The 13,873-nt window shown below is 40.9% G+C and carries 15 protein-coding genes; 14 read left to right on the forward strand and 1 reads right to left on the reverse strand.

What is annotated here, in order from left to right; genetic code table 11:
* Positions 1–26 precede the first annotated feature (26 nt).
* Entirely contained in the window at positions 27–485 is a 459-nt protein-coding gene (locus I6F40_RS07260) for a zinc ribbon-containing protein (RefSeq protein ID WP_007585575.1), read from the reverse strand.
* Between the two features lie 196 nt (positions 486–681).
* Here I6F40_RS07260 and leuS point away from each other — a divergent pair, with 196 nt between their 5' ends.
* The 14 genes from leuS to I6F40_RS07330 all read left to right on the forward strand — a co-directional run bounded on the left by leuS (position 682) and on the right by I6F40_RS07330 (position 13,845).
* Positions 682–3,270 (forward strand): leucine--tRNA ligase, encoded by a 2,589-nt coding sequence (gene leuS / locus I6F40_RS07265; RefSeq protein ID WP_165721391.1) that lies wholly within the window; start codon positions 682–684, stop codon positions 3,268–3,270.
* Between the two features lies 1 nt (position 3,271).
* The gene (locus I6F40_RS07270) at positions 3,272–3,763 is read left to right on the forward strand and encodes an LPS-assembly lipoprotein LptE (protein WP_197192705.1); all 492 of its coding nucleotides are present in this window, start codon (positions 3,272–3,274) and stop codon (positions 3,761–3,763) included.
* Entirely contained in the window at positions 3,763–4,803 is a 1,041-nt protein-coding gene (gene holA / locus I6F40_RS07275; RefSeq protein ID WP_166376729.1) for a DNA polymerase III subunit delta, read from the forward strand. The genes I6F40_RS07270 and holA overlap by 1 nt, the downstream gene beginning before the upstream one ends.
* 18 nt (positions 4,804–4,821) lie before the next feature.
* On the forward strand, positions 4,822–5,457 hold the full coding sequence (gene nadD, locus I6F40_RS07280; protein WP_166376730.1) for a nicotinate-nucleotide adenylyltransferase: 636 nt from the start codon (positions 4,822–4,824) through the stop codon (positions 5,455–5,457).
* A gap of 55 nt (positions 5,458–5,512) precedes the next feature.
* On the forward strand, positions 5,513–5,830 hold the full coding sequence (gene rsfS / locus I6F40_RS07285; protein ID WP_007585564.1) for a ribosome silencing factor: 318 nt from the start codon (positions 5,513–5,515) through the stop codon (positions 5,828–5,830).
* A 37-nt stretch (positions 5,831–5,867) separates the two neighbouring features.
* Positions 5,868–6,338 (forward strand): 23S rRNA (pseudouridine(1915)-N(3))-methyltransferase RlmH, encoded by a 471-nt coding sequence (gene rlmH / locus I6F40_RS07290; protein ID WP_007585562.1) that lies wholly within the window; start codon positions 5,868–5,870, stop codon positions 6,336–6,338.
* A gap of 9 nt (positions 6,339–6,347) precedes the next feature.
* A complete protein-coding gene (gene mrdA, locus I6F40_RS07295) occupies positions 6,348–8,216 on the forward strand; it encodes a penicillin-binding protein 2 (protein ID WP_166376731.1) in 1,869 nt (622 codons plus the stop codon).
* Positions 8,213–9,319, forward strand: a complete 1,107-nt coding sequence (rodA, locus tag I6F40_RS07300; protein WP_197192706.1) for a rod shape-determining protein RodA — start codon at positions 8,213–8,215, stop codon at positions 9,317–9,319. The genes mrdA and rodA overlap by 4 nt, the downstream gene beginning before the upstream one ends.
* Positions 9,319–10,083, forward strand: coding sequence for a septal ring lytic transglycosylase RlpA family protein (locus I6F40_RS07305; protein WP_197192707.1), 765 nt, complete (start codon positions 9,319–9,321; stop codon positions 10,081–10,083). Before rodA ends, I6F40_RS07305 begins: the two co-directional genes overlap by 1 nt.
* A gap of 99 nt (positions 10,084–10,182) precedes the next feature.
* Positions 10,183–11,346, forward strand: coding sequence for a serine hydrolase (locus tag I6F40_RS07310; protein WP_165728924.1), 1,164 nt, complete (start codon positions 10,183–10,185; stop codon positions 11,344–11,346).
* Between the two features lie 175 nt (positions 11,347–11,521).
* The gene (gene ybeD / locus I6F40_RS07315; protein WP_002958517.1) at positions 11,522–11,800 is read left to right on the forward strand and encodes a DUF493 family protein YbeD; all 279 of its coding nucleotides are present in this window, start codon (positions 11,522–11,524) and stop codon (positions 11,798–11,800) included.
* Between the two features lie 19 nt (positions 11,801–11,819).
* Positions 11,820–12,473 (forward strand): lipoyl(octanoyl) transferase LipB, encoded by a 654-nt coding sequence (lipB, locus tag I6F40_RS07320; RefSeq protein ID WP_197192708.1) that lies wholly within the window; start codon positions 11,820–11,822, stop codon positions 12,471–12,473.
* The gene (gene lipA, locus I6F40_RS07325) at positions 12,470–13,435 is read left to right on the forward strand and encodes a lipoyl synthase (protein ID WP_002958515.1); all 966 of its coding nucleotides are present in this window, start codon (positions 12,470–12,472) and stop codon (positions 13,433–13,435) included. The genes lipB and lipA overlap by 4 nt, the downstream gene beginning before the upstream one ends.
* A 170-nt stretch (positions 13,436–13,605) precedes the next feature.
* Positions 13,606–13,845, forward strand: a complete 240-nt coding sequence (locus I6F40_RS07330; protein WP_024605577.1) for an RNA recognition motif domain-containing protein — start codon at positions 13,606–13,608, stop codon at positions 13,843–13,845.
* Positions 13,846–13,873: the final 28 nt, after the last annotated feature.

A 13,873-nucleotide genomic window follows, 5' to 3' on the forward strand; every position in this document is an offset into this window, starting at 1 on the left:
GGCCCGCAGCCACTTAATACTAATATTTAAGGGTGCAGTGCCTTACGACTAAAATAGATTCCATCACATTCAATACACGGTGTAATTTGTGTAGCGTGATAAACATCGTAACTATGGGTGCAATTCTTACATACTAATGTGCCCATGGCTATCCATTCGCCTGCGTGATACACACCATTGTGCTTAAAATCTTGACTTAAAGATTGCCACTCAAGCTGGGTTTTATCTTCTATATGCGAAAGTTCAAACCAAAGAGACTCTTTAAGCTCTTGCCATGCAAGCGAATTATAGTGTGATTCGTTCTCTACTATATGTTCAATATCATTCTTTAAATAGCTTTTATAGAGCTCATATCTTTCTTGACTTAAATCTTTAAGCGCCTGCTCAGATTCAACAAACCCAGAAACCACATCTTTTAAACCATGCTCTTTCACATCTTTTATCCAATGGGTAAAACTGCTAAGCCATGTTTTGTAATCAGTCATTTTTTACTCCTTCAAAATTGCTGTTAAATCAGTCTGTAACTTATGTCTTTAGCTAACCACACTATAAAAATGCAGGTTAACCTGCACTGAAAGTTACAATTTAATAAAAGCATGTTTTTGACGCTGTGAATAGTGTTTTATTTGGGGTATCCTAACGGCAATTTTTTATTAGTTTGCAAGAAGTCTGGAACCATAGATGCAAGAGCAATATAACCCGCAAGATATAGAGTCAAAAGTACAAAGCTACTGGGAAGAAAACCAGGTATTTAAAGTCACTGAAGATGAGAGCAAAGAAAAGTATTACTGCCTTTCTATGTTCCCTTATCCGAGTGGTCGACTGCATATGGGTCATGTGCGTAACTACACCATTGGTGATGTTGTTTCTCGTTTCCAGCGCCTGCAAGGCAAAAACGTAATGCAACCTATGGGTTGGGATGCGTTTGGTTTACCTGCAGAAAACGCTGCTATTAAAAACAAAACAGCACCAGCTAAGTGGACATACGAAAATATTGATTACATGCGCACCCAACTTAAGCAATTAGGTTTTGGTTATGACTGGGATCGCGAAATTGCGACGTGTCATCCAGAATACTACAAGTGGGAGCAGTGGTTTTTCACTAAGCTTTACGAAAAAGGCCTAGTGTATAAAAAAATGTCGACAGTTAACTGGGATCCAGTGGATCAAACTGTACTCGCTAACGAGCAAGTTATTGACGGTCGCGGTTGGCGTTCAGGCGCTGTGGTTGAGCAAAAAGAAATTCCACAGTGGTTTATTAAAATTACCGACTACGCACAAGAGCTACTTGACGATTTAGACAAGTTAGAAGATTGGCCAGAGCAAGTTAAAACAATGCAGCGCAACTGGATTGGCCGCTCTGAAGGGTGTGATATTGAATTTAAACGCACCGATAACGACGAAACTTTTAGCGTATACACAACACGTCCTGATACCTTTATGGGTGTTACGTATGTTGCTGTTGCTGGTGGTCACCCTATTGCACAAGAAGCCGCTAAAAATAGCGACGCTATTGCAATGTTTGTTGAAGAATGCAAAAACACCAAAGTTGCCGAAGCAGACATGGCAACCATGGAGAAAAAAGGCATAGCAACAGGCTTTTACGCCACTCACCCATTAACGGGCGAGCAAGTACCAATTTGGGTTGCTAACTTTGTATTAATGCATTATGGCTCAGGCGCTGTAATGGCAGTACCTGCACACGATCAACGCGACTTTGAGTTTGCAACAGCGTACGGCCTAGATATAAAACAAGTCATTGCGCCTGCTGAAGGTTCAGATCTTGAAGTAAACCTAAAAGAATCAGCATTTACCGATAAAGGCGTACTTGTAAATTCGGGTGAATTTAACGGCCTTGATTTTGAAGCTGGTTTTAAAGCGATTGCCGATAAATTAGAAGCACTCGGTGTTGGTGAGCGTAAAGTAAACTTCCGCCTGCGTGACTGGGGTGTGAGCCGTCAGCGCTATTGGGGTTCTCCAATTCCAATGCTTAGCGATGAAGATGGTAAAGAACTTGCCGCAACAGAAGATATGCTACCAGTTCGCTTACCAGAAGATGTGGTAATGAACGGTGTAACTTCACCACTTAAAGCAGACCCAGAGTGGGCTAAAACAACAGTAAATGGCGCACCTGCGTTTCACGAAACTGATACGTTTGACACCTTTATGGAATCGTCTTGGTACTACGCACGCTACTGTAGCCCACGCTACGACGAAGGCATGCTAGATCCAGCGGCTGCTAACTACTGGTTACCAGTAAACCAATACATTGGTGGTATTGAGCATGCAATTTTACATTTATTGTACTCGCGCTTTTTCCATAAATTATTACGTGACTTTGGTTTAGTTAATTCAGACGAGCCGTTTGACCGCTTACTTTGTCAAGGTATGGTACTTGCTGAAACATTTTATCGTAAAGATGAAAAAGGCGGCGACATTTGGATTTCGCCAACTGATGTTAATACCGAAACCGACGAAAAAGGCCGCGTTACTAAAGCATGGCACAAGGAAGACGGCGAGCCGGTATTCTCATCAGGCATGAGCAAAATGTCTAAGTCTAAAAACAATGGTATAGACCCACAACATGTAATTGCCCAGTATGGTGCAGATACAGTGCGTTTATTCATGATGTTTACAGCACCACCAGAGCAAACGCTTGAATGGTCAGACTCAGGCGTTGAAGGCGCGCATCGTTTCTTAAAACGTGTATGGAAGTACGCGGTAGACGTTAAAACAGTAGGTTACCAAGCACTTGATAAATCAGCGCTAACTAATCCGCAAAAAGTACTACGTCGCGACTTACACAAAGCAATTGCTAAAGTGACTGATGATGTTGAACGTCGTCAAACCTTTAACACCGCTATTGCAGCCATTATGGAGCTTTCTAATAAGTTATTAAAAGCCCCACTGAGCGACAAACAAGATGTAGCGATTGCTAACGAAGCACTTGAAGCATTAGTTATTATGCTTGCACCTATTACTCCGCATTTATCGCATGAGCTTTGGAAAGAGCTTGGTAAAAAAGGCGAGATTTTAGATGCTGCATGGCCAAAAGTTGACGAGTCTGCACTTGTTGAAGATGAAAAACTAATCATCGTACAAGTAAACGGCAAGCTTCGCGCTAAGTTAACAGTGGCAGCTGATGCAACTCAAGAGCAAGTAGAAGCCCTTGCATTTGCAGAATCTAACGTAACTAAATTTACTGATGGCTCAACCATTCGTAAAATCATTTACGTACCAGGCAAACTACTTAACGTGGTAGCTAACTAATATGGCTGCATTTAACGCCATTAAAAATGGACTAGCCTTAGTGCTAGTCTGTTTTTTGTTATCAAGCTGTGGTTTTCATTTAAAAAAAGCCTCTAGCCTGCCTGATAACTTAAAACAGCTAACACTTGTAGGCGATGACGAAAAATCGACTTTATTCACTGAGCTTAAAAAAGAGCTTAAAGCGAGTAATGTAAAGCTAGTATCGTCAGCTAAAGATAAAGCCCAATTGTATTTACGCAAAGAAAGCATTGAACGCCAAACACTTTCGCTGTTCCAAAACGGCCAAGTTGCTGAATATGAGCTCGCTTATGGCGTATCGTATGTAGTTAAACGCCCAGGTGAAAAAGCGATAGAAAAACGTTTTGAGCTTTATCGTAATTACCAAGACGATCCGGATCATGCATTAGCAAAAGCAAAAGAGCTTGAGCTACTTATTAGCGAAATTCGTGAGCAAGCCAGTCGTCGTATTGTTAGAGAGCTGTCGCAACTATAATGCGCTGCTACGCTAATCAACTACCGAGTGAATTAAATAAAGGGCTAAAGCCCTTTTATTTAGTATTTGGAGAAGAGCCTTTTCAAGAAGCGCAGTGCGTACAACAAATTCGCGACTGTGCTAAGCAACAAGGTTTTGATGAAGTAATTAAGTTTACTTTAATGCAAGGATTCGATTGGCAAGAAATTATAGCCCAGTACCAAAGTATGTCGCTGTTTAGCGCCCGCACTATTATTGAGCTTGATTTAAACCAACAAAAGCCAGGCGTTATTGGCAGCAACACCTTTAAAAAAGTAGTTGAGCTGGTTAATCCCGATACTATTTTAATTGTTAAAGGCGCTAAAGCCAGCCAAGAAGTACAACGTGGAGCATGGTTTAAAGCTCTTGATAAGCAAGGTGTATTTGTACCTTGCTACCCGCTTACGGGCTCTCATGTAAAACGATGGCTTGATGAGCAATGCCAACGTTTATCACTTAATATGCAAAGCGACGCCAAAGTAAGCTTAATAAATGCCACCGAAGGCAACTTGTTAGCCTGTTTTCAGGAACTTGAGAAGCTCTCGCTGCTGCACGGCAATGCATTAATTACTCAGCAATTAGTAATGCAAGGCCTATTAAACCAAGCCAAATTTGATATTTTTGATTTAAGCGATGCGCTATTAAATGGCCACGCCAAACAAGCTATAAAAGTATTAAACAAACTTGCCAGCGATAACACCGAAGTGGTGAGTATTTTGTGGGCTATAACCAAAGAGCTTAATACACTTATAAGTGTGCAACTTGGTTTATTAAATGGCGAACCTATCGCTAATTTATTTAAACAAAAAGCAATTTGGAAAAACCAACAAGGTCCAGTTCAAAATGCTATTAACCGTTTAAACATGCATACACTAGAACAAATAAACAGTGATGTTGCGTTGTTTGATGCCAGTTACAAGCAAGGTAATTTAATTGCACCTTACCAAGCGCTTGCTCATATTTGTATTAAATTTTGCCAGCCGCTCAACATTCCTATGCCGTGCCACGCGGTTAATAAATAAATAGCTAATGGGTGTTAAATGATCGCAATTTTTGGTGGCACCTTTGACCCAGTCCATTTAGGCCATCTAAATATGGCGCAGCAATGCGTAAATGCGTTTAATTTGGATACGCTTTATTTTATGCCCTGTGCATTACCTGCACATAAAGCAGCTCCGGGTATTAGTACGCAGCACCGAATTAATATGCTCAACGCAGCTATTGCACCTTACCCTCATTTTGAACTCGATTTAAGAGAACTTAATCGAACCGGTCCATCGTATTCGTTGCTGAGCTTACAAGAACTTCGTAAAGAGCACCCCACTACACCTATTTTATTTTTAATTGGTATGGACTCATTTAACAACCTAGATAAATGGTTTGAGTGGAAGGCAATAACGCAGCTTTGCCATATTGTGGTGTACCAGCGCCCTGCTCAACATTGCACTGTAACAGGTGAGTTCAAAAGCTATATGCAACGCGCAAATGCCGGCGAAGTAGCGGCACTTAAACACTCACTTGCAGGTAAACTTTATTTTTTACCGGGCGAAATGCTCGATGCGGCCTCAAGCACCATTCGCGAACAACTGAAAAAAAGTAATAAAAAGAATGAACTATTGCCCGATGCAGTGAGTCATTACATAGAAGTACATCAGCTCTATCAAATTGATGCTTAAAAACTCCTAGCGTGTTAAAATGCGCGCCATTAAATTTTTAAATTGAGACAAAACCTTGGATTCAAAACAACTACTCGCCTTTGCTATGGACAAAATTGACGATATGAAAGCGCGTGACATCGTTCATATTGACGTTACTGGAACATCAGATATCACAGATTACATGGTAATTTGTTCTGGTACTTCTAAACGCCACGTACAGTCAATTGCCGATCACTTAGCAAAAGAAGCGCGTCATGCAGATTCAGAGCCATTAGGTTATGAAGGTGAAGGCGACGGCGAATGGGCACTGGTTGATTTAGGTGATGTGGTTGTACACGTGATGCAAAACGAAGCACGTAGCTATTACGATCTAGAAAAACTGTGGGGCTAAACGCTCACTCATTTTAGACAATGCTTGGAAGTAATACGTGAAAATACAAATGATTGCTGTTGGTACTAAAATGCCTGCATGGGTAGAAACGGGATTTGCAGAATATCAGCGCCGCTTCCCTAAAGATATGGCCCTAGAGTTAATTGAAATTCAAGCCGGAAAACGTGGTAAAAATGCAGATATAAAACGTATTTTACACATTGAAGGTGAAAAAACATTAGCGGCTATTCCAAAAGGCAATCGTATTGTAACGTTAGAGGTAACAGGGAAAGCGCTGGATACTCACCAACTTGCTAAAAATATGGAAAAATGGCAACTCGATGGCCGCGATGTAAGTTTACTTATTGGCGGACCTGAAGGACTTGCTCCAGAGTGCATTGCAGCTTCTGAGCAAAAATGGTCGTTATCTAATTTAACATTGCCGCACCCTTTGGTGCGTATAATTGTTGCAGAGAGCCTTTACCGAGGCTGGAGCTTAAATAACAACCATCCTTATCATCGCGAGTAACCCCTTGCCATGCTAAAACATAGACCCACTATTCGTGACCACTCCGCAGAAGCAAACTTATTTGCTAGGCGAGCATTCGTGGGTTTTGTTTTTGTATTAGGATTAGTCGCTGTATTACTTTCTAATCTTTATACTATTCAGGTAGAAGATCACCAAGACTACCAAACCCGCTCCAACGATAACCGCATTAAAGTTATTCCTATTGCACCCAACCGTGGTTTAATTTACGACCGTAACGGTGTGCTACTTGCTGAAAACAAACCTGTTTACAACCTTGAAGTCATCCCCGAAGAGGTAGATGACCTTGACGAATCGCTTGATCAAATAAGTAAAATAATTGCGATTACAGAGCAAGATAAACAAGACTTTTTAAAAGATATAAAACACACCCGTCGTTTTAAATCACAAGTATTAAAAGCCCGCTTAGACGAAACAGAAGTAGCAAAATTTTCGGTTAATCAACATAAATTCCCTGGTTTTAGTATTGAGGCACGTCTGGCTCGCTACTACCCATTTGGCGACACGCTAACGCATGCGCTCGGTTATGTTGCCAAGCTTAATAGAAAAGAGCTAAACCAATTAAAACAAGAAGACCGTGCGACCAATTACCGCGCTACACATGATATTGGCAAACTCGGATTAGAAAAATATTATGAAGAAACACTGCACGGTAAAGTGGGTTCACAACGGGTAGAAGTTAATAACCGCGGCCGTGTAATTCGCACCCTAAGCATGACCCAACCGCAGCCAGGTAGCGACTTAGTACTTACCCTAGACGTGGGCTTACAACAAATTGCACAACATGCGCTTAAAGACATGCGTGGTGCTGTTGTAGTTATGGATGCCAAAGATGGCGGCGTGCTGGCGCTTTATTCAAACCCAAGTTACGATCCAAACTTATTTGTACACGGCATTAGCAGCAAAAATTACAAAGCGTTACTTAACCAAGACCGTCCGTTAATAAATCGTACTACGCAAGGTCGTTATGCGCCTGCCTCTACGGTAAAACCCTTAATGGCTGTATTAGCGCTTGAAGAAAATATAGTAAATGAATCAACATCAATGTGGGATCCTGGTTTTTTTCAAATTCCAAATGTTGAACACAAATGGCGAGATTGGAAACGTTGGGGCCATGGTCATGTGGATGTATACAAGGCGATTGAAGAGTCGTGCGATACCTTTTTTTACGATGCGGCTTATCGATTAGGTATTACTAAAATCAGTGATTTTATGGCCCGTTTTGGCTACGGCGATTTATCAGGTATTGATATTCACGAAGAAACTACTGCTATTTTACCTTCAAAAGAATGGAAAGAAGGACGCTTTAAAGAGTCTTGGTGGCGCGGCGATACTATTTCTGTAGGTATTGGCCAAGGTTACTGGACTGCTACACCGATTCAAATTGCAAACGCGACTAACATATTGGTTAATCGTGGTATTAACCACCCCCCCCATTTGGTACAAGTGGTTAAAAAAGATAATGACGTAATACAAATTAACAACGAAGAAAAACCCCCAGTTATTTTAAAAGATCCGCGCCATTGGCAGGTATCGTTAGATGCAATGCATAATACAGTTCAAAAAATATCAGGCACAGCGCATAAAGCTTTTAAAGGGACTAACTACGACTCGGCTGGCAAAACAGGTACCGCGCAAATAGTGAGTATTGCCCAAGGTGAACGCTACGATGCAGAATCTCTTAGAGAACGCCAACGCGATAATACAATTTACATAGGCTTTGCCCCTTATAGCGATCCAAAAATTGTGGTTTCTGTTGTATTAGAAAACAACCACGGCGGTATTCAAATTGCTCGCCAACTTATGGATTACTACTTTGCAGCCAATCCAGTTAATCTTGCAAGGAACGATACACCATGACCGCTTTGCACGATAAACGCTCTATTTGGATGCGTATGCACCTAGACCTGCCACTGCTTATTGCATTACTCATAATGATGGCAGGTAGCATAATAGTTGTGTACAGCGCGAGCGGCCAAGACTCTTCTATGATGATTAGGCACATGACCCGTATGGGTGGGGCTATTGCTGCTATGGTTGTTTTAGCCCAGTTTTCACCTGCCACATTAAAGCGTTTAGTAATCCCACTTTATTGCGTTGGTTTATTAATGCTAGTGGGTGTGCTTTTATTTGGCGTAAGCTCAAAAGGTGCACAGCGATGGTTAGATTTAGGAGTGACACGGTTTCAACCTGCAGAGCTAATGAAGCTGGCAGTACCGATGATGGTAGCTTGGTATATAGGGCGAAATCACTTACCTCCTCGTCCAATGCACTTAATTATTGGTTTTATGATTGTAATGCTCCCTACATTATTAATTAAAGAACAACCCGATTTAGGTACCGCTATACTTATTGCAAGTTCAGGTATATTTGTTTTGTTTTTGTCTGGATTAAGTTGGCGTTTAATAGGCTTTTTAAGCTCTATTGTAGCACTTGCCGCATGGCCATTTTGGCACTACGGTATGCACGATTACCAAAAACAACGTGTACTTACCTTTTTAGACCCTGAGAGCGATCCGCTTGGTTCGGGTTATCATATTATTCAATCTAAAATTGCTATTGGATCAGGTGGGATAGAAGGTAAAGGCTGGCTGCTTGGCACGCAATCGCAATTAGAATTTTTACCCGAGCGCCATACTGACTTTATATTTTCGGTTTTAAGCGAAGAGTTTGGTTTATTTGGTGTATGTGTTTTACTTAGCCTTTATTTATTTATTATTGGCCGTGGTTTATACATTGCTGTTAATGCACAAGATGCATTTGGTAAATTGCTCGCAGGCGCACTCACCCTCACCTTTTTTGTGTACGTATTTGTAAACATAGGCATGGTATCGGGTTTATTACCTGTTGTTGGCGTACCTTTACCACTTATAAGTTATGGTGGTACATCGATGGTGACGTTAATGGCAGGGTTTGGCATTATTATGTCAATCGCGACAGATAAAAGGATGCTTTTAAAATAATGCGACACACTAATCAGCTTATATTTACTACATTATTAATTTTACTTTTAAGTGCTTGTAGTAGCGGATCAAGTAGCCGTTATAGCATGCGCCACGATGCAGCACCACTTAGAGCTCCTACTACGCTTGAAATGCAAGACGCGATAGTAACCGAAACCACTAAAAGTGCCAGCGCAAGCCGCCCGTACACAGTGCTTGGTAAAAGCTATTCCCCTATGCTTGACGAAACAGGTTATTCTGAGGAAGGTATTGCCTCGTGGTATGGTCGAAAATTTCATGGTTATCACACTTCAAATGGTGAAACCTACGATATGTTTGCCATGACCGCAGCGCATAAAACGCTGCCATTACCTAGCTTTGTTAAAGTAACCAATACAGCAAATGGTAAATCGGTAATAGTGCGCGTAAACGACCGGGGTCCGTTTCATGACGATAGAGTGATTGACCTTTCGTATGCTGCCGCTTATAAGCTTGGCTATTACACTCATGGTACAGCAAAGGTTAAGCTAGAGGCCGTTACCCTTGCCGGCGCAACTGCGCGTCAAACCTATATTCAAGTAGCTGCAGGTAGTACACTTGCCAATATTGAAGCGCTTGCCAGTACATTGCGAGAGCAATACAAATTACCAACAAATATCGTTCAAAAAGACGATATTTACAGACTGCATTTAGGGCCAATAAAAGACACCCCTCATGCAGACGAAGTATTAAAAAAATTAAAACAAAATCAATTTCAAAACGCGTTCTTGCTTTACACTCAGTAAGACTAATACCCAAACCAGCCCAAGATGCTCGCATCTCGGGCTGGTTTGGGTATAAAATAGCGTAACGCGAATCTTTAACTTTAACCATTAATGAGTATGATGAAATCTATTAAACATAAAATCCTCAAAGGTGTATGCGGCCTCGTTTGTACAGCCGCCGTATTCTCAGCCAGCGCCCAAATTATTCCGGCACCACCTCAAGTTAATGCAAAAGGTTATTTTTTAGTCGACTTTACAACTGGTAAAGTAATTGCTGAAGGTGAAGCTGACACACAGCTAGCACCAGCAAGTTTAACTAAAATGATGACCAGTTATGTAATTGGTACTGAAATTAAAGCCGGTAACATTGCCAATACCGATATGGTAACGGTAAGCGAAAAAGCATGGGCTAAAAACTTCCCTGAATCTTCTAAAATGTTTATTGAAGTAGGTAAGCAAATTAGTGTTGATCAGCTTAACCACGGTATTATTATTCAATCTGGTAATGATGCATGTGTTGCAATGGCTGAGCATATTGCTGGAAGCGAAAGCGCATTTGCTGATTTAATGAATGCACATGCTGCTAAATTAGGTATGAGCAACAGCCACTTTATCAACAGCCACGGCCTTGATACTGACGAGCACTTCACAACGCCTCGCGATATGGCGACACTTGGTGCTGCACTTATTCGTGATGTGCCAGATGAATATGCACTTTATAAGCAAAAATCGTTTACTTATAACGGCATTAAGCAATATAACCGTAACTCATTATTGTGGGACGAAAGCTTAGATGTTGACGGCATTAAAACTGGCCATACATCAGAAGCTGGCTACAGCCTAGTTACCTCAGCAACTAAAAACGATATGCGTTTAATTGCTGTTGTTATGGGTACTACCAGCGAACGTGCTCGTAAAGTAGAAAGTAAAAAACTACTTAACTATGGTTTTCGTTTTTATGAAACAATTACTCCGTACAAAGCAGGCGATAGCTTTGCAGAACAACGTATTTGGATGGGTAACAAAGAAAATGTATCTTTAGGTATTTTAGAAGATACACCGATTACTATCCCACGTGGTCAGCATAAAAACCTTAAAGCTAACTTTGAGCTAGATAACACACTTGAAGCACCACTTGCTAAAGGTACTAAAGTAGGTACGTTATTCTTACAACTAGAAGGCGAAGATATTGCTCAATACCCACTAGTAACACTTGAAGAAGTGGAAGAAGGCAGCTTCTTTAGCAAAATTTATGATTACTTACGTTTACAGATCATGCAGTAATTTATAGCTCCCCTATTAACTAGGGTAACTAATTTAAACGTCTCCACTGTGAGGCGTTTTTTTTTGCTTGAAAAATGTTAGAATGCGCCCCATATAAGCAAGACTGCTAATTGCCTATCTGTATTAAGCTTCGAGCTTGCATAGAGTCCACACTTTTGTATGAGGAGTCACCGTCGTGGTTCAACCTGTTAAAGATACTAAATTTGATGAGTACCTAGAGTACCCTTGCCCATTTACATTCAGAATAATGGGTTTAGCTAATGTAAACTTAACTGATCAAATTTTAGCTAAGTTACAACCAATAGCACCTGGCGATTACGCCCCTAAAGTAAAACCAAGCAGCAAAGGTAATTACGAGTCAGTAAGCCTTGTAGCAACGGTTACTAGTGGCAAACACATTGAAGAAATTTACAACGTGATCAGCAACATTGATGACGTACGCCACATGCTTTAAGCCATAGTTGAGATTTGTTGTGAACGAAAACACTTTGATCATACGCCAACTGGGTCGTCAGCGTTATATGCCAATTTGGCAAAAAATGCAGGACTTTACCGACACCCGTGATGAAAATACGCCAGATGAAATTTGGCTTGTAGAGCACGAGAGTGTATTCACTCAAGGTCAGGCTGGTAAGGACGAACACTTACTGGCTCCTGGCGACATTGAGGTGATTAAAGTTGACCGTGGCGGACAAGTAACTTATCACGGCCCTGGCCAGCAAATGATGTATGTATTATTTAATCTACGTCGTTTAAAGATTGGTGTACGTGAACTGGTTACATGGCTTGAAGAGTGCATTATTGAATCACTCGCCGAGTATGGTATTGAAGCTTATGCTAAAGCTGATGCACCCGGTGTTTACGTTAACGACAGCAAAATTGCATCCCTTGGGTTAAGGGTTCGTCGTGGTTGCTCGTTTCATGGCTTAGCATTAAATGTTAACATGGACCTAAGTCCATTTTTACGCATTAACCCATGTGGTTATGCGGGCATGAATATGGTGCAAACTAAAGAATTAGATGGTCCTCAAAACCTAGAAAGTGCAGGTGAAGGATTGGTGAAACACATGATCAAGAAGCTTAATGCAACACAGGTTAAGCATACTGAAGGGTTTGAAAACGAATGAATAAACCAGTCAAAATGGAACCAGGTGTAAAACTACGCGACGCAGAAAAAATGGCGTTGATCCCAGTAAAAGTTTTACCTACAGAAAAAACTGAAATGTTGCGTAAGCCAGAATGGTTAAAAATTCGCTTACCTAAATCAACCGATCGCATTGACGGCATTAAAAAAGCGCTACGTAAGCATGGCTTACACTCGGTATGTGAAGAGGCTTCGTGCCCTAACCTATCTGAATGCTTTAACCACGGTACAGCTACCTTTATGATTTTAGGTGCTATTTGTACTCGTCGTTGCCCATTTTGTGATGTTGCTCATGGTCGCCCATTAAAACCTGATGCCACTGAACCTGAAAAGCTAGCACTTACTATTAAAGATATGAAGCTAAGCTACGTTGTAATCACTTCAGTTGACCGTGATGATTTACGTGATGGTGGTGCACAGCATTTTGCCGATTGTATTCGCGAAATCCGCAAACATAATCCAACTATTACTATCGAAATTTTAGTACCTGATTTTCGTGGTCGTATGGACCGCGCACTAGAGATATTAATCGAGACGCCACCAGATGTGTTTAACCACAATCTTGAAACTGCGCCACGTTTATACAAACTAGCTCGCCCAGGTGCTGACTACAAATGGTCATTAGAATTACTTCGTCGCTTTAAAGAAGCTCACCCAGAAGTTAAAACTAAATCAGGCTTAATGGTAGGTTTAGGTGAAGAAATTAGCGAAATTGAAGAAGTGCTTCGCGATTTACGTGCACACAACGTTGACATGCTAACTGTAGGCCAATATCTACAACCATCTAAGCATCACTTACCGGTTAAACGCTACGTGCCACCAGTAGAGTTTGACGGCTTAAAAGCGTATGCAGACGAAATTGGCTTTACTCACGCGGCTTCAGGTCCGTTTGTACGCTCAAGCTACCATGCTGATCAACAAGCAGCGGGCAAAGAAGTGAAATAAGTAAACTTAAGTATTAAACTACTTTTATGGTAAAAAATGCCGTTAGTTAATAAATTAAACTAACGGCATTTTTGTATGTGATAAGTTTTTTTTACCATTTATCAAATAAAATTAGGTTAAACCCATCTAAGTTGAGATAATTAGCACTGACATAATTATTTAGGTTCATTATGAAACTATTAGTTCGTAACTTGTCTCGTGCTACCACTGAGCATGAGCTTCGTACTTTATTTGCAGAGCACGGTAAAGTGACTACCTGTAACTTAGTACTTGATAAAGACACTGGCCAATCTAAAGGCTTTGCCTTTTTAGAAATGCCAAACGACATAGAAAGCAAAAGCGCTATTAAAGCACTTAACCAATCTACTGTTGATAAAAGTAAGATCCGCGTGAAATTAGCGGATGCTTAAGTAATAATTTATTACTTAAAGTTAAAAG

It is taken from the genome of Pseudoalteromonas sp. SWXJ133, assembly GCF_015864365.1.
Classification (GTDB): domain Bacteria; phylum Pseudomonadota; class Gammaproteobacteria; order Enterobacterales; family Alteromonadaceae; genus Pseudoalteromonas; species Pseudoalteromonas arctica.

Bases quoted from the DNA above. Each gene is read 5' to 3' on its own strand.
- I6F40_RS07260 (WP_007585575.1), bottom strand. From the start codon at position 485: ATGACTGATTACAAAACATGGCTTAGCAGTTTTACCCATTGGATAAAA.
- I6F40_RS07305 (WP_197192707.1), top strand. From the start codon at position 9,319: ATGCGACACACTAATCAGCTTATATTTACTACATTATTAATTTTACTT.
- I6F40_RS07310 (WP_165728924.1), top strand. From the start codon at position 10,183: ATGAAATCTATTAAACATAAAATCCTCAAAGGTGTATGCGGCCTCGTT.
- lipA (WP_002958515.1), top strand. From the start codon at position 12,470: ATGAATAAACCAGTCAAAATGGAACCAGGTGTAAAACTACGCGACGCA.
- rodA (WP_197192706.1), top strand. From the start codon at position 8,213: ATGACCGCTTTGCACGATAAACGCTCTATTTGGATGCGTATGCACCTA.
- nadD (WP_166376730.1), top strand. From the start codon at position 4,822: ATGATCGCAATTTTTGGTGGCACCTTTGACCCAGTCCATTTAGGCCAT.
- leuS (WP_165721391.1), top strand. From the start codon at position 682: ATGCAAGAGCAATATAACCCGCAAGATATAGAGTCAAAAGTACAAAGC.
- I6F40_RS07270 (WP_197192705.1), top strand. From the start codon at position 3,272: ATGGCTGCATTTAACGCCATTAAAAATGGACTAGCCTTAGTGCTAGTC.
- mrdA (WP_166376731.1), top strand. From the start codon at position 6,348: ATGCTAAAACATAGACCCACTATTCGTGACCACTCCGCAGAAGCAAAC.
- I6F40_RS07330 (WP_024605577.1), top strand. From the start codon at position 13,606: ATGAAACTATTAGTTCGTAACTTGTCTCGTGCTACCACTGAGCATGAG.
- holA (WP_166376729.1), top strand. From the start codon at position 3,763: ATGCGCTGCTACGCTAATCAACTACCGAGTGAATTAAATAAAGGGCTA.